The organism is Gemmatimonadota bacterium (assembly GCA_030747075.1).
GTDB lineage: Bacteria > ARS69 > ARS69 > ARS69 > ARS69 > ARS69.
This window is the reverse complement of sequence record JASLLL010000016.1, coordinates 1-18,877: the sequence shown is the minus strand read 5'-3', so window position 1 is coordinate 18,877 and position 18,877 is coordinate 1. Positions and strand designations below refer to the sequence as shown.

Below are 18,877 nucleotides of genomic sequence, written 5' to 3'. Positions count from 1 at the left end.
CCTCGACCCGACGCGGAGGCTCCATGCCCGACCTGCATATCATTCAGCGCTGGCTGCACACCTCTTTCGGCTGTGCTGGGCTCGTTGCGTTCTGGGTGGCCGCCTTCTCCGCGAAGGGAGGACGGAGGCACCTCGCGGCGGGGAGCTTCTTCCGGATCTGCGCGGAAATCATCGGATGGGTGGCCGTCGCGACCTGCGCCTGGCAGGTGACGGACCCCGCCGGCTATCAGACGGCCCGGCTCGGAGCGGAAGGGGCCGCCGCGGAGGCAGCCGCCACGCGCACGCTCGGCTTGCTTCTCGGGTTCCTGGCGATGGTTCTGCTTGCGACGATCCGCCACGGTGTCGTCGCCGCACGCGCAAAGTCCGGCGCGCAGCAACCGCCGTCGCTCGTGGCTCCCGCGCTCCGGATCGCCGCAGCCGCAGCCGGAGTGGCCGCGTTCATCCGTGGCATCGGGCTGATCACCGGCCCGGGCGTCGCACTTCTCGTGCTGCCCCCCGCGGGGCTCGCGCTTCTGGCGCGGCAGTTCGTGACGGAGAGGTCCGGGGCGCTCGGACTCCGGTGGCAGCGCGAACACATCACCGCCATGGCCGCGGCGGGTGTCGTCTTCCACACGGCCTTTCTGGGAATCGGGACGCCGCTTTTCGTCTCCGGCGTTCCGGACGGAATCTGGAGTGCCGTCCCGTGGCTGGTGCCGACGGCGGTCGCCATCCCCTGGGTGCTGCTCGCGGCCCGTCGCTACTCGCCCGCCGGGGCACCCACGCCGCCATCCCCACCGGTGTCCTGACCCGCAGCCCCGAGAAGCCGCCCGCCCGCAGCCAGCAACCCCGCGCTCGCCAGCCAGGCCATCCCCCCTCCGAGGGCGGTCCACTCTTCCCCGAGGAAGAGCGACCCCCCGATCGCCCCGGCGTTGTAGAAAGCATGAAACGCCATCGACGGAAGAACGGAGTGCGTGCGAACCGCAAGCGCTCCCATCGCCAGTCCGAGAAGAAATGTCGGAAGAAACCGGAAGACGCTCAGGTGGAAGACGGCGAAGTAGAACGCGCTCACCAGAATGGCCCTGCGGTCGGGCATGATACGCCGAAGAAGCCCCAGCACGACGCCCCGGAAGACCAGTTCCTCGCAGATCGCCGGGGAGATCGCCATGAGCAGGACGATCGTCACCGGAGACGCGGAGCGCATCACTTCTTCCATCGCCTGAAAGAAGGCGGTCGGAGACGGAAGGAAGATCTCCTGCACGCGCACGAGTCCGGCCGCCACCGGGAAGACACACCCCGCGCCGAGAAGCGCACCGGCGGCGATCGCACGAAGCGGTGCCGGGCGAAGCGAGAGAACCTCCCGCACGCGCCCTCCGCTCCAGCCCATGCGAAGCGTCGCCGCGCCGAGCAGCGGCAGCACGATCCACAAGCTGAGCGCCAGCCCGACGAGGACATTCGCCTGCTGCAGGAGGCTGCCCAGGTAGAAGTACGCGAGCACGGTGACCGCCATCGCCAGGTGGAGCGCACGCGTTCGCCCGGCAAGGGTGGCGGAGAGGAACGGTTCGGGATCGAAGCCGAGGATCGTCTCCTCCCGGGAGAGCATGCGCCCGGTGATGCGAACGGCCAGCAGTCCCCAGAGCGTGGACGCTGCCGCCACCGCGAGAAGGAGACCCACGGGAACCGGCGCGATCAGTCCGTCACGCACGGCCAGCGCGACATTCGCCACGGGAATGAACGCGGTGAAGCCGTTCAGCGCAATGTCCTGACTGGAAGCCAGCATCCCGGGGATGAAGGCGACGAGCATCGCCGGAGTCATGAGGTACTGCGCTTCCTTCAAGCTTCGCGCGTGAGCCGAGATCGCCAGGAGAACGCCACCGATCAGCATCGAAAGCGGGACAACAAGCACCGCCGCCGACGCCACCCCCGCACCGGAGATCGCCAGACCCTCCGCGGCCTCTCCGACAAGACCGAACCGAAAGCAGGCCGCCATGCTGAGCAGGTTGAGAAGCCCGGCCATCACCGTCACCAGCACCACGACGAGGTACTTCCCCGAGGCAATCGCCCGCCGGGGCACGGGGCCGAGATAGAGCGTCTCCAGCGTCCCTCGTTCCTTTTCCCCCGCGACAATGTCCGTCGCGACCGCCGCCCCCCCGGCAAAGAGCGTCATGATGAGCAGAAACGGGATGAGTTTCGCTGCCGCCGCGCCGCCGGTCTCTTCCTCGGTGGCGACATCCGTTTCCTCTATGGCCAGCAGATCCTCCGGAAGCCCCTCGCGGCCCGCCTCGCGCCACCGGCGGTCGCGTTCTTCGGACGCCGCGTCGCGCGCAAGATCCGCCAGCCGTTCGGATGCGTCGCGCGAACGGTCGTTGGCCATGTCGTACCGAATCGAAACGAGCGGGGACTCCTCCGCGGCATCCTCGATCCCCGCCCACGCCATGATGTCGCCCGCCCGAAGCGCATCGTCGAGCGCGTCCCCGTCTCCGCCGGGAGACGCCGCGCGCGCGAATCCGGAGTCCGCGTTCACGGCTTCTCCCAGAAGGGACGCGGCCCCCTCCGCCAGCGCCACTTCGTAAACGAACCGGTCCTCCTTCGCGTCCTCCTTCCGCTCCAGCCGCGTCATGAACGAGAAGAGGAGCGGGTACATGAACACCGGCAGGAGAAGCGAGATCAGAATCGTCTTGCGATCCCGGCGAATCTCCGCGAACTCCTTGCGGACAATCAGACCGATCACGGGTTCCGCCCCTCCTCCGGGTGCCGCGGCGGGGATTCCGCGTCGACCGTGTCCTTTTCCGCAACGACTCGCCGGAAGATGTCCTCCAGATAGCGCTCACCCGACATCTGACGCAGCTCCTCCAGCGTTCCCTCCGCGCGAATGCGCCCTTCGTGGAGAATGGCGATCCGGTCGCAGAGTTTTTCGGCCTCGCTCATGATGTGCGTGCTGAAGAGAACGCACTTCCCGTCGTCGCGAAGACCCTGCACGAAGTCGAGCGTCGTGGAGGCGGCCAGCACATCCAGGCCGCCGGTCGGTTCGTCCAGCACCAGAACGGGCGGGTCATGCACGACGGTCCGCGCGATGTTGACCTTCTGGCTCATGCCGGTGGAGAGCTTCTCGCAACGCTTCTCCGCGTAGTCGGAGATACCGAAGGCCGCGAGCACCTCGTCCACACGATGCTCCAGCGCACGACCCGTCATCCCGTGGAACTCCCCGAAGAAGCGCACCATCTCCCGCGCGGTCAGGCGGTGGTAGAGCCCGGTCGTGCCCGAGAGAAACCCGATCGCGCGTCGCACGCCGACCGGGTCATCGCGCACATCGCACGCGCCCACCAATGCCGTGCCCGAGGTGGGCGTGAGCGCGGTGGAGAGCATCCGAAGCGTGGTGGTCTTCCCCGCCCCGTTGGGTCCGAGCAGGCCGAAGATCTCGCCCGCTCGACACTCGAAGGACACGCCGTCCACCGCACGAACCTCCCCGCCGCCGTGATCCGGAAACACCTTCGTCAGCGATTCCGCACGAATCAGGACTTCGCCCACAATCCCCCCTCCTTCACGGAAAACAGCTTCTTCCAGGTCATGGCCGGGTCCATCCAGACGGATTCCCGAAGTGCCATCCGGGAGGCGACCGCCAGTGCGACCGACGCGAGAACCGCCAGCGACCCCATGGTCAACGCGGCGGTGACGGGAGAGAGCGTTCCGTCGATCGCCGCCTTGAACAGCCCCACCGCGTTGACCACGGGGATGAGCGCGCGACCCGTCGTGAACGGATCCCGTGAGACGGTCACCATCATGCCGGGAATGAGCGTGGCGAGATAGAACGGCATGAGAATGGACTGCCCTTCCCGGTAGGTCTTCGCGGTCGATGCGAAGAGCATGAGCACCGCCGCCAGAAACGCCGCCAGCAGCACCGCCGTCCCGACAATGGCCATCGCGCCGACCGGGGTAATGGCGACGGTGATCTCGTCGTGCGCGTTGACGAGCCGCAGGATGAACGCGGCGAAAAGCGTCAGGCTTGCGAGATTCAGCACGAGCGCAACCACGCTGGACGCCACCACGAAGAGGTACTTCCCGGCGAGAATGGTGCCGCGCCGAACGGGCGTGGTGAGGATGGTCTCCAGCGTGCCGCGCTCGCGTTCGCCCACCACGGCGTCGAGCGCGGTGTAGTAGGTGCCGGTCGAGAGCATGACCAGAAGCGTAATCGGCAAAATGAGCGAAAGGAGCTTCCCCCCGCGCTCCGAAGCCGACGCGATGTCCCGACGCTCCACGCGGAAGGGTCGTGCGTGCCCGGGAGACAGACCCGCCTTCGCGAAGGCGTCCCCGGTGCGCTCCTGACGCGCCGCGAGCAGCACCCCGGTGAGATCGTCGCGCGCCGCCACCGACCGCTCCCGCGACCCGTCGAAGAAGATCGCCGCCGCCGCCCCGCGCTCTCCCTCACTCCACTGGAGCAGCGCCTCGAGCGGCGCCTCCCCCGAAAACTCCGCGCGATCACGAGATTCCCGGAAGCGCGCCGCGGACCAGTCACCCGGAGCCGCGCTCACCACTTCCAGCCCGGCCACCGCCGCCAGCGAATCCCGAATCGCCCCCGGGGTATCCGACTCGACGGCCACCACCGAAACGCGCCCCTCGCGAACGCCCGCGAGGATCTGCACCACCTGAAACGCTCCGAACCCAAGCACCGGATACAGGAGCAGCGGCACAAGGAGCACATTGATCACAAGATTGCGATCCCTGAGGGCTTCGCGGGTCTCCTTGCGAAAAACCGACAATAGCCCACTGCACCGGGAAACAAGCGGCCTTTCGGTCGATTTTCCAGTCAAGACGCTCCCTCGTCCTTCCGTTGACAGGAGGTACGGGAGAATCGGGTACGCCCTTCGCGGGGGCGGGATTCTCTCGCATGAGAGCCCGGCGGGTTTCCGCTGCTCGACCGCACCCGGCCTCTCACGGATTTTCCGTGGAGGTGGGGATTCTATACAGGGGCGGACTCCCCTCGGGATGCGGAACGGCGGGACCCCCGGGCTCGTTCTTTGCCCCCCCGCCACGCTGCCGGGTCGCTTCGTAGAGCACAATCCCGGCGCACACCGATACATTCAGCGAATCCGCCGCGCCCCCCATGGGGATGGCGACCCGGACATCCGCCGCCTCCCGCACCTCCCGGGAGATCCCCGACTGCTCGTTTCCGACGACCACCGCCACGGCTCCCGTCAGGTCCGCGTCCGGCAGGGGCGTGTCCCCGTCCGGCGTCACCGCCACCATCCGAACGCCCCGCTCCTTGAGCCACGGGAAGAGCGCCCCGTCCTCGAAAGCCGCGACGGCCACCGTGAAGAGGCACCCCAGACTCGCCCGGACCACATTCGGCCCCCAGAGGTCCGACCCGCCCTCCACGAGCAACGCATCCACGGCGAACGCGTCCGCGGAGCGAAGGAGCGCGCCGAGGTTCCCCGGCTTCTCAATGCCTGAAGCCGCCAGAAGAAGAGGGGCGGCACCCGGACGAAGACGCTCCGGAGACGGGTCCGGGATGGGAAAGACCGCCACGAGCCCATCGGACTCCTCGCGGATGGCGAGCTTCGCGAAGACGGAGGGGGCGACCGGGATCACCCGCGCACCGCACGCGGCGGCGCGCTCCACGAGGAACGGCAGCCCGGAGGACTCCACGAGCTTCTCCTGCGCGAAGAGCGTCTCCGCGCGAAAGCCCGCGTCGAGGGCGCGCGCGATCTCGCGGGAACCTTCGACGAGAAAGCGTCCTTCGCGACGACGGGCACGACGGTCCCGAAGGCGGACGGCGCTCTTCACACGGGGATTCTTGCTGCTGGTGATCGGGTCCATCAGTCACCCTCCCGGGCGCGCGATCGCCCAGCACCCCGCGGGAAGTCGCGCACCACTCACTGCGGCCAGCTCCATTGTCCCCGATTCCACGCGGATCGGCAGCCTGGAAAAGGCGTCGCGAAGCGATCGCGAGAGCCGCCCCGCGCGCCATCCGGTGGTATGCGCGGTCAGGAGAAGGAGCGACTGCGGGCCGGAAAGAAGCGACGCGCACGCCTCCAGCAGCCCGGGGAGGTCGCGCTCGATCTTCCACGATTCGCCTTTCGTGCCGCGCCCGAAGGTCGGCGGGTCGAGAAGGACGGCGTCGTAGCGGCGGCCGCGCCTTGCCTCCCGCGTGACGAACCGCCGCGCATCGTCGGCGATCCAACGGATGGGCGCCGAGTCCAGCGCGTTCAGAGCGGCATTCTCCCGCGCCCAGGACACGACTCCGCGCGCGGCATCCACATGAGCCACCCGCGCTCCGGCGGCGGCCGCGGCGAGCGTGGTCCCGCCGGTGTACGCGAAGAGGTTGAGCACGCGCGGGGGCTCCCCGAGCGCGGCGGCCTGCGCGTGGAGGAGGGCGCCGATGCGTTCGCGAAGGGCCTCCTGCTCCGGGAAGAGACCGACCTGCCCGGACGGAGCCAGTCGAAGCCGCATCCGGAGTCCGGCCGACCGCACGGCCCACGGATCCGGCAGCGTGCCCCGCGCCTCCCACGCACCTCCCTTCCCGCGATCTCCCGGGTGGTAGACCGCGTCGGCCGCTGTCCATGCGTCCGGCGGCGCCAGCCGGGAGGCTCGTGCGGCGGGTGCGGGACGGACCGTCGCGACCGCGCCGAACCGCTCCAGACGCGCACCGTCCCCGGCGTCGAGCAGTTCGTAGGTGGTGTCCATGCCCCGGCCTCCCGAATGTGGCGGCGGAATCGTAGCCCGAGCGGCGGGAAGTCCGCCACGGGCAAAGCGCGGCGTCGCTTTCCTCACGACCGCGCGCGCGGTATGTTCGGCCGGACATCACAAATGCGGGAGGAAGCGCCATGCTGCGAGAGACATGGCCGCTCTTCGTGGGCGGCCGGGCGGAAACGCCGAACACGGATCTGGCCGTCACCGACAAGTTCACCGGAGAAGTCGCCACGCGCGTCGCGCTGGCCACGCCGGAAGACATCGACCGCGGAATCGCCGCAGCTGCCGGAGCCGCCACACCCATGCGCCGAATGGCGGCCTTCGAGCGAAAGGCGGTACTGGACCACTGCGTCGCCCGATTCACCGAGCGCGCGGAGGAACTGGCGCTGGGGCTCTGCGTGGAGGCGGGGAAACCCATCCGCGACTCCCGCGGAGAGGTCTCGCGCCTCATCGACACCTTCCGGGTGGCTGCGGAGGAGTCCGTCCGCATCCCCGGCGAAGTACTCCCGCTGGACATCAGCCCGCGGGCACGCGGCTACTCCGGAATGTGGAAGCGCTTTCCGATCGGACCGTGCTCGTTCATCAGCCCGTTCAACTTCCCGCTGAATCTCGCGGCGCACAAGGTCGCACCCGCCATCGCGGCCGGGTGCCCCTTCGTGCTGAAGCCCGCAAGCCTGACACCCGTGGGCGCGCTCATCATCGGCGAAGTCCTCGCGGAGACGGACCTTCCCGACGGCGCGTTCTCCATTCTCCCGTGCCCCCGGACCGGGGCGGACCTCTTCACCACGGACGATCGCCTCAAGCTCCTGAGCTTCACGGGATCGCAGGATGTCGGCTGGGGGCTCAAGGCACGCGCCGGACGGAAGAAGGTGGTACTGGAACTTGGAGGGAACGCGGCGTGCATCGTGGACGAGGACACGGACCTCGCGGACGCGGTGGAGCGCATCACGATCGGCGCGTTCTACCAGTCAGGACAGAGCTGTATCGGGGTGCAGCGCGTGATCGTCCACGAGTCGGTCCTTCCGGAGTTCCGCGACCGCTTTGTCAGCGCGGTGAAGTCGCTTCGCATGGGGGATCCGAAAGACCCGGACACCTTCATCGGCCCGATGATCTCGGAGAAGGAAGCCGCGCGCCTTCAAGGCTGGATTGCGGACGCGAAGGACGCGGGCGGACGCATCCTCTGCGGCGGAGAACGCGAGGGTGCCATGGTCGCCCCCACGCTTCTGGAGAGCGTCCCGCGCGATGCGGAGGTTGTGCGGCGCGAGGCCTTCGGCCCCGTGGCGGTGCTGTCCTCGTTCGCGAACTTCGACGACGCGCTCGCCGAGGTGAACGACAGTGTCTTCGGCCTGCAGGCAGGCGTCTTCACCCGAGACCTCTACCGCGCGCGCAAGGCCTGGGAGACGCTGGAAGTGGGTGGAGTCGTGATCGGTGACGCCCCGTCGTGGCGTGTGGACCACATGCCCTACGGCGGAGTCAAGGAGAGTGGCCTCGGGAGGGAGGGCATTCGCTTCGCCATCGAGGATATGACGGAGATCCGGCTCCTGATCGAGCGCTCGCTGCCTGCATGACCGGTCCGTCCCTTCGGTTGCCCGGCGTTTCCCCTGCCGGTATACTGGATCCGCGAATCACATATTCTGCGGGGCCCGTGGGATCCCCGGCTCCGGTCCATCCCGTTTGCCTGTAGAGGGAGGGTTGTCATGCAGCACCCCGACAGGGAGGGCGGCTGGCCGCTTCATTACTGGCCGGTTGAGAACGACGGCCCCTTCTTTCCCCTGCCGGACCGGCCCGTTCGCCGGTCTGTCCAGCCGGGAGAAGAAGGCGGGTCGATTGAGAAGGCCTGCCCCCTCCATGTCCGGTTCTTCGGCGAGGACTGCCCCGACGGCTTCCGGGACGACACTCCGTCCTGGGTCTCCTACTGCCCGAACCGCGTCGCCAAAAGGCCAGTCGAGGAACACGAGCGCTGCCCCTACTTCCGGGGAGAGGAGCTGGACACGGAGGGGGGAGTGACCTCCATTCTCTGCGCATATCCGGACGAAGAGAAGAAGGAGGATGCCTGACCATGACCGGTAAAGCTGCCGCAAGGCCCAAGCCCACGCTCCTGCCGCAGATCTGCAAGGGATGCGGGCGGTGCATCGCCGCGTGCCCCAAGGACTGCATCGAGATGGGCCAGGAGATTCATCAGGAGTCGGGACTGGTCCCGGTCGTTGTGGACTGGGACATCTGCAACGGATGCGGCGTGTGCATCTCCGCGTGCCCGGAGCCGTACGGGCTGGTGCCGAACGGATTCGAGCTTCAGGATCCGGCAAAGCTCCTCGGCGAAACCAACGGCCGCCCCCGGCCTGCGTCCATCCCTGACCGTCGCGTCCCGCTGCCCCGATGTGAACCGATGGTGCTCAAGGGCAATCACGCGGCGGCGCTCGGTGCCATTCTCGCCGGATGTCGGCATGTGTTCGGCTATCCCATCACGCCCTCCACCGAAGGCGCGGAACTCATGGCGGCACTTCAGCCGCAGCTGGGCGGGATCTTCCTTCAGGCCATCAGCGAAATCGCCACGGTCAACCACATGTACGGCTGCGGCGGCGCGGGAAAGCCCAGCCTGACCTTCACCAGTTCGCCCGGGTTCAGCCTCATGCTGGAGGGCATCTCCTACATGGTCGGCTCGGAAGTGCCTGCGGTGTTTATCAATGTGATGCGCGGCGGTCCCGGTCTGGGGAACATTGCGCCGGAGCAGGCGGACATCAAGCTCGTGTGCCGGGGGCTGGGGCACGGCAACACGCACGCCATCGTCCTGGCTCCGACCACCCCGCAGCAGATGCTCGACTACACCATGGACGCGTTCCGGCTGGCGTTCAAATACCGCAACCCGGTCGTGGTGGTGGCGGATGGCTATCTCGGGCAGATGACGGGCAAGGTGGACCTTCCCTCGGAGATGGTGCTTCCGGGCATCCCGGACTGGGCGGTCTGGGGAGACGCCGACCATCGCGGGAACCTCATCAGTTCCATCTATCTGGATGAACGGGATCTGGAGACGCACAACCAGCATGTCTCCAGGAAGTTCGGAAAGATGACAGCCCGGGAACAGCGCGCGGATCTCTACCGCGCGGACGATGCCGAGCTCCTGATCATCGCATGCACGACTCCGGCCCGCATGGCCAAGGGGGCGGTGGAACGGGTCCGCAAGGAAGGGCATGCGGTGGGTCTCTTCCACCCGATCACGCTCTGGCCCTTCCCGATCGACGCGCTCCGGGAGACGCTGGGACATGTCCGCGACATTCTGGTCGTGGAAGCCAGCGACGGCCAACTGGAGGATGAACTCCGCCTGGCGCTCAGTCATGCGGACATTCACGGCGTCGGCATTCATCACCTGCGGCACATGGGGGGTGTCCTGCCCCAGGAGGATGAAATCACGGACAAGGTTCACAACATTCTGGAGGTGGCCCGATGAGCCCTCCCATCGAAAACGCCCTCTTCCGGCACTTTGATCGGCACGCCAAGGGCGAAGGCCTCAAGGGATCGTCCACGCACTACTGCCCCGGCTGCGGGCATGGTCTCATCCACAAGTTCCTCGCCGAGGCCATTACGGAACTGGACATTCAGGATCGGACCATTGCCATCTCGCCGGTGGGGTGCTCGGTCTTCCTGTACTACTACTTCGATGTCGGGAACTCACAGGCGGCGCACGGCCGCGCACCGGCCGTCGGACTGGGACACAAGCTCGCCAATCCCAACTCGATCGTGGTCAGCTATCAGGGCGACGGAGATCTCGCGTCGATCGGGCTGGCGGAGATCATGCACGCCGCGCAGCTTGGACTGCCCTTCACGGTGGTCTTCGTGAACAACGCCATCTACGGCATGACCGGCGGACAGATGGCCCCCACGACCCTCCCGGGGCAGTTCTCCACGACTTCCCCCGCGGGGCGCGGACGGATGGAAGGCCCGCCGCTTCGCGTGGCGGAGACCATCGCGGGGCTGGACGGCCCCGTATTCGTGGAGCGGACGGCTCTCTTCAGCCAGAAGCTCCGCATGCGCACGAAGAAGGCCATCAAGAAGGCGCTCAAACTCCAGGTGGAAGGCCGCGGCTTCTCCTTCGTGGAAGTGCTGGCGGAGTGCCCTACGCACCTGAAGCTCTCGTCCACGGAGACGGAAGCATGGGTCGAAAGAGAGATGGTCCCCCGATATCCCCCGGGCATCCTGAAGGACGAGACACGCGAAGCCTGGTTCGATCCGCCCGCGCCGGACTTTCAGCCGGAGCGTGTCACGGAGATCGTGGGCGCCACCGGCACCGCCTCGCCGCGCTTTACCGACGGCTTCCCGGAGCATCTGGATGCGGCGGATGTGTCGCTGAAACTCGCGGGGGCCGGAGGCGACGGGGCGCAGACAGCGGCGCTCCTGATTGCGAAAGCCGCCATCAACGAGAGCTTCGACGCGACGCACATTCCCAGCTACGGGCCGGAGTCGCGCGGGGGAACCTCGTATGCGGATGTTCATGTCGGCCGAACGGAAGTGCTCTCGCCCGGCTCGCCGAACCCGCACATTCTGATCGCGTTCAATGCGCCCAGCCTCGCGAAGTTCGGGCCAACCGTTCGCCCGGGGGGAGTGGTCATCTACGATTCCTCCGTCGTTCTGGAAGTCCCGGATTTCCCGGATGGCATCCGGCTCTGCCCGGTTCCCATGACGGAGATCGCCATCTCGCTCGGGAAGGCGGTCGTGAAGAATGTCGTCGCGCTCGGTGCGCTACAGGAAGCCACGGACCTTCTGCACGAAGAGTCCTTCCTGACGGCCGTGCGCGAGAGCCTCGCAAACAAGTGCGCCATGATCCCGATGAACGAAGAGGCATTCGGGTGGGGCGTGAAGTCCGTTCGCGAGGAGATCCACCGGCTGGAAGGCGCCCGCTAGGCGGGGCTGCGAAGCGAAGGCGGGGCCGCTACCGGACCGCCTTCGCGACGCGCAGCGCCAGCGCGGCCACGGTCAGCGCGGGCCGGACCGACCCCGGCGATGGCAGCACCCCCGCCGATACCGCAAAGAGGTTCTCCGCACCCGGCACCCGGAGGTCGGTGCCCACGGTCTGAAACGGCACTTCGGCGGACGAAGCGGTCATCGGCGCGGTGGCGGTGTGGCTCCCGGCCAGGCGTGGCGATCCAGCGCGGCGGACGCGCTTCGCCCCCATCGCGCGGAATACGCGCCGGGCCGCGTCCTCACCGCGGCGAACGGCCTTCCGCGCGGCGTCGTTCCATTCGCCCGACAGTTCGGGGAGCGCGCCAGCTTCCGTACCCGGGCGCAGGGATCGCCCCGCGTCCTGTGGCGGTTCCACGCACACGGTGATCGCCACGCGCCCGCGAAGGTGTCGGCGGATTCCCTTCGCTAGATCCCTCCCGGTGCGCCCGTCCTCCCGAAAGAGCTCCCCGACGATCCTTCCTGCCGCGGGCGTCGCCGCCGTCCCGCCGAACACCATCCCGATAGCCCCGCCTCGCTCCCGCTCCTTGCGCGAGGCGAAGAGGTCCGTCCCCGCCACGGGAAACGCCGTGGTGCCCGGCATCCATGCTTCGTCCAGGAATGCCTCCATCTCGAAGAGCAGGTGATCCGCCCAGGGAATGGCGGGCGGAGGCGATGCGTTTTCCTCCACGGCCAGCGCACGCAGGAGCGACGCGTTCACGAGGCTCCCCGCCGCCAGCACAAACGCGTCGGCCTGGACCTTGCGCCGGTTCCCGGATACATCGTGCGTTCGAAGGAAGTCGATACGGCCGTCGCCGGTTTCGATACTGGTGACGCGGTCTCGCGTGCGCAGTTCCAGTCGGCCCGTGGAAAGCGCGCGAACGATGTGCGACTCCGCCGTGTATTTCGCAAGCGTCGGGCAGGCGGCGCACCCCGCGTACCCGCCGCACGCGGGGCGGTCGCGATACGGGCGACTCGCACGCGCGTTCGGGAGCGCGACGGCGCGGCCGCCCAGTTTCGTGATGGCGGCGGCAAAGCGCTCGTCCGCTTCCGCGAGGGGATGCGCGGGCAGCCCGCCGGAAGGCCCGCCCGCAAGGCCGATCTCACGCTCCGCGTCGTCGTAGTAGGGCGCGAGATCGGAAGCGGCGATCGGCCAGTCCGCGAAACGCCCGAAAAGCGTGCGCGAGCGGAAGTCATCGGGCGCAAGGCGCTGCGCGAATCCGTCCCACACGAGCGTCGTGCCACCGAGGCCCGTCTCCACGCTGGCGCGCAACTCCCCCGCCTCCTCCGGCGTGCGCCATGGCGGCAGCCCGCGAAGCGCGCGCAGGTACGGAACGCGTCGCGCACCGGGTCCGGCCGCGTGGCCGTGCCGCCCCCCCGCTTCGATCAGCACAACGCGGGCGCCGCGCGCCACCAGTCGCCATGCGACGAGCGCACCCGCCATCCCCGCACCGACGACCGCGACATCGGGCCGCGGCTCCCGCTGGCGACGCGGCATCAGCGGGCCTCCGGCGGAGGCGGAAGCTCGGGTAGCGGCGGAACGCCATGCGTCTCGCGGAAGAGCGGGCTCACCACGAATGTGCGCAGGAGTGCCGCGAGCGTCGTGCGGACGCGGGCGGCGGCCCCGGGTGAAAGCCGACGGGGGCTTGGCACGAGCTCGCGGAATCGGGCGAAGACCCCCGCCAGCCCGATGGACTCCAGCTTGCCCGCGACCTCCCCGGAGGGACGAAGCGTGATCGCGCGGGCGTCTCCCTCTCCCAGTGCGTGGCGAAGGAAGTAGCCCGCGTCCAGCGAACCCCGAGCGAGGTCCCCGTCCACATCCGGCCAGCGCCGAAGTTCCCGCGCCGCCCACTCGTGCGCTTCCTCGCGAGTCCACGGCCCGGCATCGTCCAGAAGCGCCGCCGCCGCCGCCGCGAGCACTTCGCGAAGTTCACCGGGATCTTCGCCCGAGAGATCCGGAGCCGCTTCCACCGGAACCGGACCCTCCGCCGCGTCGTCGGGCAGAAGATCCGCGAGCAGAGCCCCCCCCGCTCCGGCCGCAAACACGCCGCCCGCGACCCCGAGGAACTCCCGGCGAGACCAGTTCAGCGCCGCGCCTCTCCGCTTCCCTTGCGTCTTGCGACGCTTCCCCGCCGATGGCACAATCCCTGCCCCTCCGTCACCCATGTCCCCTGAGGAAGGAACTCCTCATGTCTCTGCGCCCGTTCGTGATCCTCGTGTCTCTTGCGCTGCCCGCTGCTCTCGCCGCCGCACCCGCACCGGACACTCCCGCCATCCCCCACGAGTTCTACACGCTGGACAACGGCCTGGAGGTCATCCTCCACGAGGACCACTCCACGCCGATTGTCGGAGTGAATGTATGGTACCACGTCGGCTCAAAGAACGAACGCCCCGGGCGCTCCGGCTTTGCGCACCTCTTCGAGCACATGATGTTCCAGGGTTCGGAGCATCTCGACAACGAGTTCTTCGGCCCTCTTCAGCAAGTCGGCGGAAATCTGAACGGCTCCACCAGCGAAGACCGCACCAACTACTGGGAACTGCTCCCGTCGAACCACCTGGAACGCGCGATTCAGATGGAAGCGGATCGCCTCGGCTGGCTCCCGGAGGCGATGACGCAGGAGAAGCTCGACAACCAGCGCGAGGTCGTCCGGAACGAACGCCGCGAAAGCGAGGGGCGGCCCTACAGCGAATTCTGGCTCAATGTGAACGAGTACTTCTACCCGGCGGGGCACCCGTACGACCACTCGGTGATCGGCTCGCACGAGGATCTGGAGGCGGCATCGCTGGACGATGTCATCGACTTCTTCCGCACCTACTACGCGCCGAACAACGCCACTCTCTCGATCGCGGGGGACTTTGATCCGGCACAGACGAAAGCGTGGATCGAACAGTACTTCGGCGAAATCCCGCCCGGGCCGCCCATCACGGAAGTGCGCCAGTGGGTGCCGCAGATGCGCGGGGAGATGCGCGTGGCACTCGAGGGGCGCGTGCAACTCCCGCGCGTGTACCACCTGTGGCACACGCCGCCCGCATTCTCCGACAGCGAGGCGAATCTCGACTTCGCGGCCTCGATCCTGGGATCGGGGCGCACGAGCCGACTCTACCTGCGTCTGGTGGACGAAATGGAACTCGCGCAGGATGTGCAGGTGGGTCACTGGGGACAGCAGGTTTCGTCGGCGTTCTTCTGCCAGATTACGCTTCGGCCCGGAACGGACGAAGCCGAAGTACGCGCCATCCTCGACGAGGAGTTCGCGCGGTTCGCGAAAAAAGGCCCCACCGGCGACGAGCTTGAGCGAGCGCAGTTCGAGAAGGAAGCCGGGTTCCTGCGTGCCCTCCAGAGGATCGGCTCGTGGGGGGGGAAGAACGATCGCCTCAACCGCTACAACCATCACCTCGGCACGCCCGATTACCTCGCGCTGGACATGGAGCGCTATGCCCGAACCACGCGCGAGAGTGTTCGCGATGCCTTCGCGGAATGGATCGAGGGACGCGACCGCCTCGTGATGGAGATCGTTCCCTTCGGTGATTACAAGGCCGGTCCCGTGGCGCAGGTCGATCGCACGACGCTGCCTGAAGGCGGACCGGAACCCGCCCTTGAGCTGCCCGAACTCACTCGGGCGCGCCTGTCCAACGGGCTGGAGCTCGTCGTCATGGAGCAGCACGAACTCCCGCTTGTGCAACTGCGGCTGGTCTTCCGAACCGGCGGCGCAGACGACCCGGTTCGCACGGACGGCCTGAGACTGGAGGGGCTGGGCGGCCTCGCTGCCGATATGCTGATGGAAGGCGCGGGTCGCTACGACCGCCTGGAGTTCGCCGAAGAGCTGGAGCGCATCGGCTCGCAGATGTGGACGAGCACGGACTATGACTACCGCGCGCTCTGTGTCTCCGCGCTCCGGAGGCACCTCGACCGCTCGGCGGAGATGCTCGGCATGGTCCTGACCGATGCCGCCTTCCCACAGGCCCGCTTCGACAAGCTCATCCGCAATCGCATCGTGAACCTCCGCCGCCAGAAGGACAACGCGCGCACGATCTCGCGCATGGTCGGGCGGCGCGTTCTCTACGGAAAGGACCATCCCTACGGATGCCTCGGTGACGGAACCGTGGACGGAATGGAAGCCATGACGCTGGATGCCGTTCGCGCCCACGCGTCGGAACACTTCACGCCGGGGAATGCCGTTCTCCTGGCGGCGGGCGACATCACGGCCGCGGAACTCGCCGGGATTCTGGAGGAGCATCTCGTGGACTGGGAGGGAGCGGCGCCGGAGCGGGTGGTTCTGTCCACCCCGACCGCGCGTACGCAGCGCGAAGTGTATCTTGTCGACAAGCCGGGCGACTCGCAGGCGACCGTCACCGTCTCGCATATCGGAATGACGCGCACGGCACCGGACTGGAACCGGCTTTCCGTCGCGAACCGAGTGCTGGGCGGGTTCTTCTCCAGCCGACTGAATCTGAACCTGCGCGAAGACAAGGGCTACACCTACGGCGCACGATCCCGCACCACGGCGCGGCGCGGCCCGGGTCTGTTCTCCATGGGCGCACGCGTGCAGGCGGAAGTGACCGCGCCGGCGATCACCGAGATCCTCTCGGAGCTGGCCGGCGTCTGCGGGGAGCGCGCGATCGAAGCGGACGAACTGTCGCTCGCGAAGCAGTCCATCACACGCGGGTACCCCGCGAAGTTCGAGACAAACTCCGAAATCCTCCGGGGGCTTCTGCAACAGATCGTGTACGAACTCCCGGACGACCACATGTCCGCGTATCCGAATGAGATTCGCGCGGTGTCTCTCGGCGAAGCGAACACGGCCGCCCGCGACCATCTCCACCCGGAGCGTGTGGCGGTCATTGTCATCGGAGATCTCGACATCATCGAGGACGACATTCGCGCGCTGGGCCTTGGACCTGTTCACTATCTCGATATCGACGGGGCGCCCATGCCCCGGGAAACGGAGACTTCCACCCCATGACCCTCGAACGCGAACTGGAATGCGCACTGGCGTCGGTCGCGGCGGCCGCTTCGCTTTGTGAAAATGTGCGCCGGGAACTCGTCCCGGACGCAATCACCAAGGAGGACCGAAGCCCCGTGACGGTGGCGGACTTCGGTGCGCAGGCGATCGTCTGCCGGTTCCTTTCGGCGATGTTCCCGGAGGACCCGGTCGTCGGCGAAGAAGACTCGGCCGCACTGCGAGCGGAGGGTGGGGCACGCGCGCTCGCGCAAGTGGTGGAGTACGCCGGGCGATGCATCTGCTGGAAGGGCACCGGCGGGCGATGCGGTTGCGCGGGCGGCCCCGCGCCGGAGGATCGGCGGGCGGTGAATGCGGAGGATGTCACCACCTGGATCGACCACGGGAATGGCGAGGTCGGTTCGCGGTACTGGACGCTGGATCCCATCGACGGCACGAAGGGTTTCCTGCGAGGCGACCAGTACGCGGTCGCCCTCGCGCTCGTGGTGGATGGCGATGTGAAGGTGGGCGTGCTCGGCTGCCCGTACCTCCCGCGTGAGGCGGGGAATGCGGACGGTGCCCGGGGTGTCCTCTTCGGCGCAGTGCGCGGAGAAGGCGCGTTCGTGATCGACTGGGACGGACCGGCAAGCGCGGCTGGAGAGCGCACCCCCATCCGCGTGTCTGAAGGCGGCAAGGCCGACGGGTTCCGCATGGTGGAGAGCGTCGAGGCCGCGCACGGCGACCATTCGTTGCAGGCGACGATCGCCCGTGAGGCGGGGATCACACGCGACCCGGTGCGCATGGACAGTCAGGCGAAGTACGCCGCCGTTGCGCGCGGGGAAGCGGCGCTCTACCTGCGCCTGCCGTCCAAGCGCACGCCGGACTACCGCGAGAACATCTGGGATCATGCGGCCGGGGCCATTGTCGTCGAGGAGGCGGGCGGGTCCGTCACGGATCTCTTCGGGAAGCCGCTGGACTTCGCCATCGGGAAGAAGATGGTCGACAATCGCGGAGTCGTCGTCTCCAACGGCCCCATCCATGAGGTCGTGCTCCGAGAACTGGCGGCAGCGGTCGGGAAGTAACGCGCGCCGGGGAGTCATCGTGCGCGAAGATGCGCGGAGAGTGCCGCCGCATCAAAAGCCCGCGTATCCGCTCCCCGGGTAGTGGTAGCCGACGATTGCGGCCACCAGGTAGAAGTCCACGATCAAGTGGACAACCAGCACCCACAGAAGGCCCTCCGCCTTCTCGAACATCGCGCCCTGCGTCCACGCGAAAGCATACACGACCACGGGGCCGATCCCGGTGAACGCCATGTCCGTCAACACGGCAGAGTAGACCACCGCTTGCACGGCGTTCGCCACACGGAACGGAAACACCGATCGCAGCACGGCGTAGACGGTGTTCACGAAGAAGAGTTCGTCCCAGATCCCCACGCAGTTGATGCCGATGAAGAGCCGCCGGACGGACTCCGCGTCGCGCACCGCGGGAAGCGGCCAGTGCGTGGGGAGCTCCGGATTCGCGTGGAAGAAGTAGAACTCAATCACCAGCCACGCAAGCGGGATGGAGATGGCGGTGTAGAGGAGATCCAGCTTCCGGATGCGCCGAGGGAAAAACCGGTAGCGGATGACGCCGGGATCCGTGCGCGCGAGAAGGACGGCCGGGCCGACGATTGCAAGAAAGAACGGAAGCCCCAGCGTCGCGAAGTGGCGCGTGGAGGTGTCCGTGTGAATCGGAGAGGCGGCGAGCAGCGCCACGCATCCGAGGAGCGTGCCGAGTCGCCGACGGAACGCGGGGACCGGATCCCGGAGGAGAAGCACGAGCGCGACTGTCGCCGCGACTCCGCCCGGCAGCCACATCTCCAGCGGGATCAGGAGAATCGTCGCCGCCGAGAATGCGAGAAGGAACGGCACGCGCGCGGTCCACGGCACGGGCGGCTCGTCCCGCGCGACAGCCGGGGCGCGCGGGGGCGAATATGCGGATTCGGTCGACATGAGGCCGCGAGGCTAACAGGGGCACGGGGATGCGGCAAGGCGGCGGGCGGGATTACCGCAAGAGAACCAGTCGGCGAGTCGCGGTTCCCTCTCCCGCCTTCAGGCGCAGGAAGTAGACGCCCGATACGACCCGGCGTCCGTCGCTGTCGCGGGCGTCCCAGAGGAGCCCCGTTGACCTGCCCGGGACATGAGCATCATCATGCTCCCCACATGCATCACAAGAGAACGCTTGTCTTGCTGGTACATACTTAGCCTCCTTGCAGTTGTCCGCAGCCCGACTCTCAATCCGTTCTCCGTACAAGAGACGAACCCCTGTCCCCCTACCGATAAGCCGCTTTTACCGTACCCCACAGC

At 67.7% G+C, this 18,877-nt stretch carries 15 protein-coding genes; 7 read left to right on the top strand and 8 right to left on the bottom strand.

The genetic code is table 11. From position 1 onward, the window contains the following. Positions 1–23 precede the first annotated feature (23 nt). Positions 24–785, top strand: coding sequence for a hypothetical protein (locus QF819_06755; protein ID MDP6802859.1), 762 nt, complete (start codon positions 24–26; stop codon positions 783–785). Here QF819_06755 and QF819_06750 read toward each other — a convergent pair. The 5 genes from QF819_06750 to QF819_06730 form a co-directional block, all read right to left on the bottom strand. After that, complete coding sequence (locus QF819_06750) at positions 737–2,707, bottom strand: ABC transporter permease subunit/CPBP intramembrane protease (GenBank protein MDP6802858.1); 1,971 nt, start codon at positions 2,705–2,707, stop codon at positions 737–739. The genes QF819_06755 and QF819_06750 overlap by 49 nt on opposite strands. Beyond that, positions 2,704–3,504: an ATP-binding cassette domain-containing protein gene (locus QF819_06745; protein MDP6802857.1), complete on the bottom strand. Its 801-nt coding sequence runs from the start codon at positions 3,502–3,504 to the stop codon at positions 2,704–2,706. The genes QF819_06750 and QF819_06745 overlap by 4 nt, the downstream gene beginning before the upstream one ends. Beyond that, a complete protein-coding gene (locus QF819_06740; GenBank protein MDP6802856.1) occupies positions 3,489–4,733 on the bottom strand; it encodes an ABC transporter permease subunit in 1,245 nt (414 codons plus the stop codon). Before QF819_06740 ends, QF819_06745 begins: the two co-directional genes overlap by 16 nt. Positions 4,734–4,905: 172 nt before the next feature. Continuing rightward, on the bottom strand, positions 4,906–5,790 hold the full coding sequence (locus tag QF819_06735; protein ID MDP6802855.1) for an RNA methyltransferase: 885 nt from the start codon (positions 5,788–5,790) through the stop codon (positions 4,906–4,908). A 3-nt stretch (positions 5,791–5,793) separates the two neighbouring features. Continuing rightward, complete coding sequence (locus QF819_06730) at positions 5,794–6,657, bottom strand: class I SAM-dependent methyltransferase (GenBank protein MDP6802854.1); 864 nt, start codon at positions 6,655–6,657, stop codon at positions 5,794–5,796. A 140-nt stretch (positions 6,658–6,797) separates the two neighbouring features. On the opposite strand from QF819_06730, the gene QF819_06725 reads away from it, so the two are divergent. From QF819_06725 to QF819_06710, 4 genes are all read left to right on the top strand, one after another. Continuing rightward, positions 6,798–8,231: an aldehyde dehydrogenase family protein gene (locus QF819_06725; protein ID MDP6802853.1), complete on the top strand. Its 1,434-nt coding sequence runs from the start codon at positions 6,798–6,800 to the stop codon at positions 8,229–8,231. Positions 8,232–8,360: 129 nt separating this feature from the next. After that, positions 8,361–8,720 carry a hypothetical protein gene (locus QF819_06720; GenBank protein MDP6802852.1) on the top strand — a complete coding sequence of 120 codons (360 nt, stop codon included), beginning with the start codon at positions 8,361–8,363 and terminating at the stop codon, positions 8,718–8,720. 2 nt (positions 8,721–8,722) lie between these two features. Further along, entirely contained in the window at positions 8,723–10,108 is a 1,386-nt protein-coding gene (gene vorB / locus QF819_06715) for a 3-methyl-2-oxobutanoate dehydrogenase subunit VorB (protein MDP6802851.1), read from the top strand. Then, positions 10,105–11,559, top strand: coding sequence for a 2-oxoacid:acceptor oxidoreductase family protein (locus QF819_06710; protein ID MDP6802850.1), 1,455 nt, complete (start codon positions 10,105–10,107; stop codon positions 11,557–11,559). Before vorB ends, QF819_06710 begins: the two co-directional genes overlap by 4 nt. Positions 11,560–11,587: 28 nt before the next feature. On the opposite strand, the gene QF819_06705 is transcribed toward QF819_06710, so the two are convergent. Beyond that, complete coding sequence (locus QF819_06705) at positions 11,588–13,093, bottom strand: FAD-dependent oxidoreductase (GenBank protein MDP6802849.1); 1,506 nt, start codon at positions 13,091–13,093, stop codon at positions 11,588–11,590. Further along, a complete protein-coding gene (locus QF819_06700) occupies positions 13,093–13,761 on the bottom strand; it encodes a hypothetical protein (protein ID MDP6802848.1) in 669 nt (222 codons plus the stop codon). The genes QF819_06705 and QF819_06700 overlap by 1 nt, the downstream gene beginning before the upstream one ends. Positions 13,762–13,784: 23 nt before the next feature. Here QF819_06700 and QF819_06695 point away from each other — a divergent pair, with 23 nt between their 5' ends. Continuing rightward, positions 13,785–16,556: a pitrilysin family protein gene (locus QF819_06695; protein MDP6802847.1), complete on the top strand. Its 2,772-nt coding sequence runs from the start codon at positions 13,785–13,787 to the stop codon at positions 16,554–16,556. Continuing rightward, complete coding sequence (locus QF819_06690) at positions 16,553–17,614, top strand: 3'(2'),5'-bisphosphate nucleotidase (GenBank protein ID MDP6802846.1); 1,062 nt, start codon at positions 16,553–16,555, stop codon at positions 17,612–17,614. The genes QF819_06695 and QF819_06690 overlap by 4 nt, the downstream gene beginning before the upstream one ends. A gap of 51 nt (positions 17,615–17,665) precedes the next feature. Here QF819_06690 and QF819_06685 read toward each other — a convergent pair whose 3' ends face one another. Continuing rightward, positions 17,666–18,523 (bottom strand): hypothetical protein, encoded by an 858-nt coding sequence (locus QF819_06685; GenBank protein MDP6802845.1) that lies wholly within the window; start codon positions 18,521–18,523, stop codon positions 17,666–17,668. Positions 18,524–18,877 lie beyond the last annotated feature (354 nt).

Excerpts from the sequence above, each read along its gene's own strand:
- QF819_06735 (MDP6802855.1), bottom strand. The coding sequence starts at position 5,790 with ATGGACCCGATCACCAGCAGCAAGAATCCCCGTGTGAAGAGCGCCGTC.
- vorB (MDP6802851.1), top strand. The coding sequence starts at position 8,723 with ATGACCGGTAAAGCTGCCGCAAGGCCCAAGCCCACGCTCCTGCCGCAG.
- QF819_06695 (MDP6802847.1), top strand. The coding sequence starts at position 13,785 with ATGTCTCTGCGCCCGTTCGTGATCCTCGTGTCTCTTGCGCTGCCCGCT.
- QF819_06705 (MDP6802849.1), bottom strand. The coding sequence starts at position 13,093 with ATGCCGCGTCGCCAGCGGGAGCCGCGGCCCGATGTCGCGGTCGTCGGT.
- QF819_06685 (MDP6802845.1), bottom strand. The coding sequence starts at position 18,523 with ATGTCGACCGAATCCGCATATTCGCCCCCGCGCGCCCCGGCTGTCGCG.
- QF819_06690 (MDP6802846.1), top strand. The coding sequence starts at position 16,553 with ATGACCCTCGAACGCGAACTGGAATGCGCACTGGCGTCGGTCGCGGCG.
- QF819_06755 (MDP6802859.1), top strand. The coding sequence starts at position 24 with ATGCCCGACCTGCATATCATTCAGCGCTGGCTGCACACCTCTTTCGGC.
- QF819_06700 (MDP6802848.1), bottom strand. The coding sequence starts at position 13,761 with ATGGGTGACGGAGGGGCAGGGATTGTGCCATCGGCGGGGAAGCGTCGC.
- QF819_06725 (MDP6802853.1), top strand. The coding sequence starts at position 6,798 with ATGCTGCGAGAGACATGGCCGCTCTTCGTGGGCGGCCGGGCGGAAACG.
- QF819_06710 (MDP6802850.1), top strand. The coding sequence starts at position 10,105 with ATGAGCCCTCCCATCGAAAACGCCCTCTTCCGGCACTTTGATCGGCAC.
- QF819_06720 (MDP6802852.1), top strand. The coding sequence starts at position 8,361 with ATGCAGCACCCCGACAGGGAGGGCGGCTGGCCGCTTCATTACTGGCCG.
- QF819_06730 (MDP6802854.1), bottom strand. The coding sequence starts at position 6,657 with ATGGACACCACCTACGAACTGCTCGACGCCGGGGACGGTGCGCGTCTG.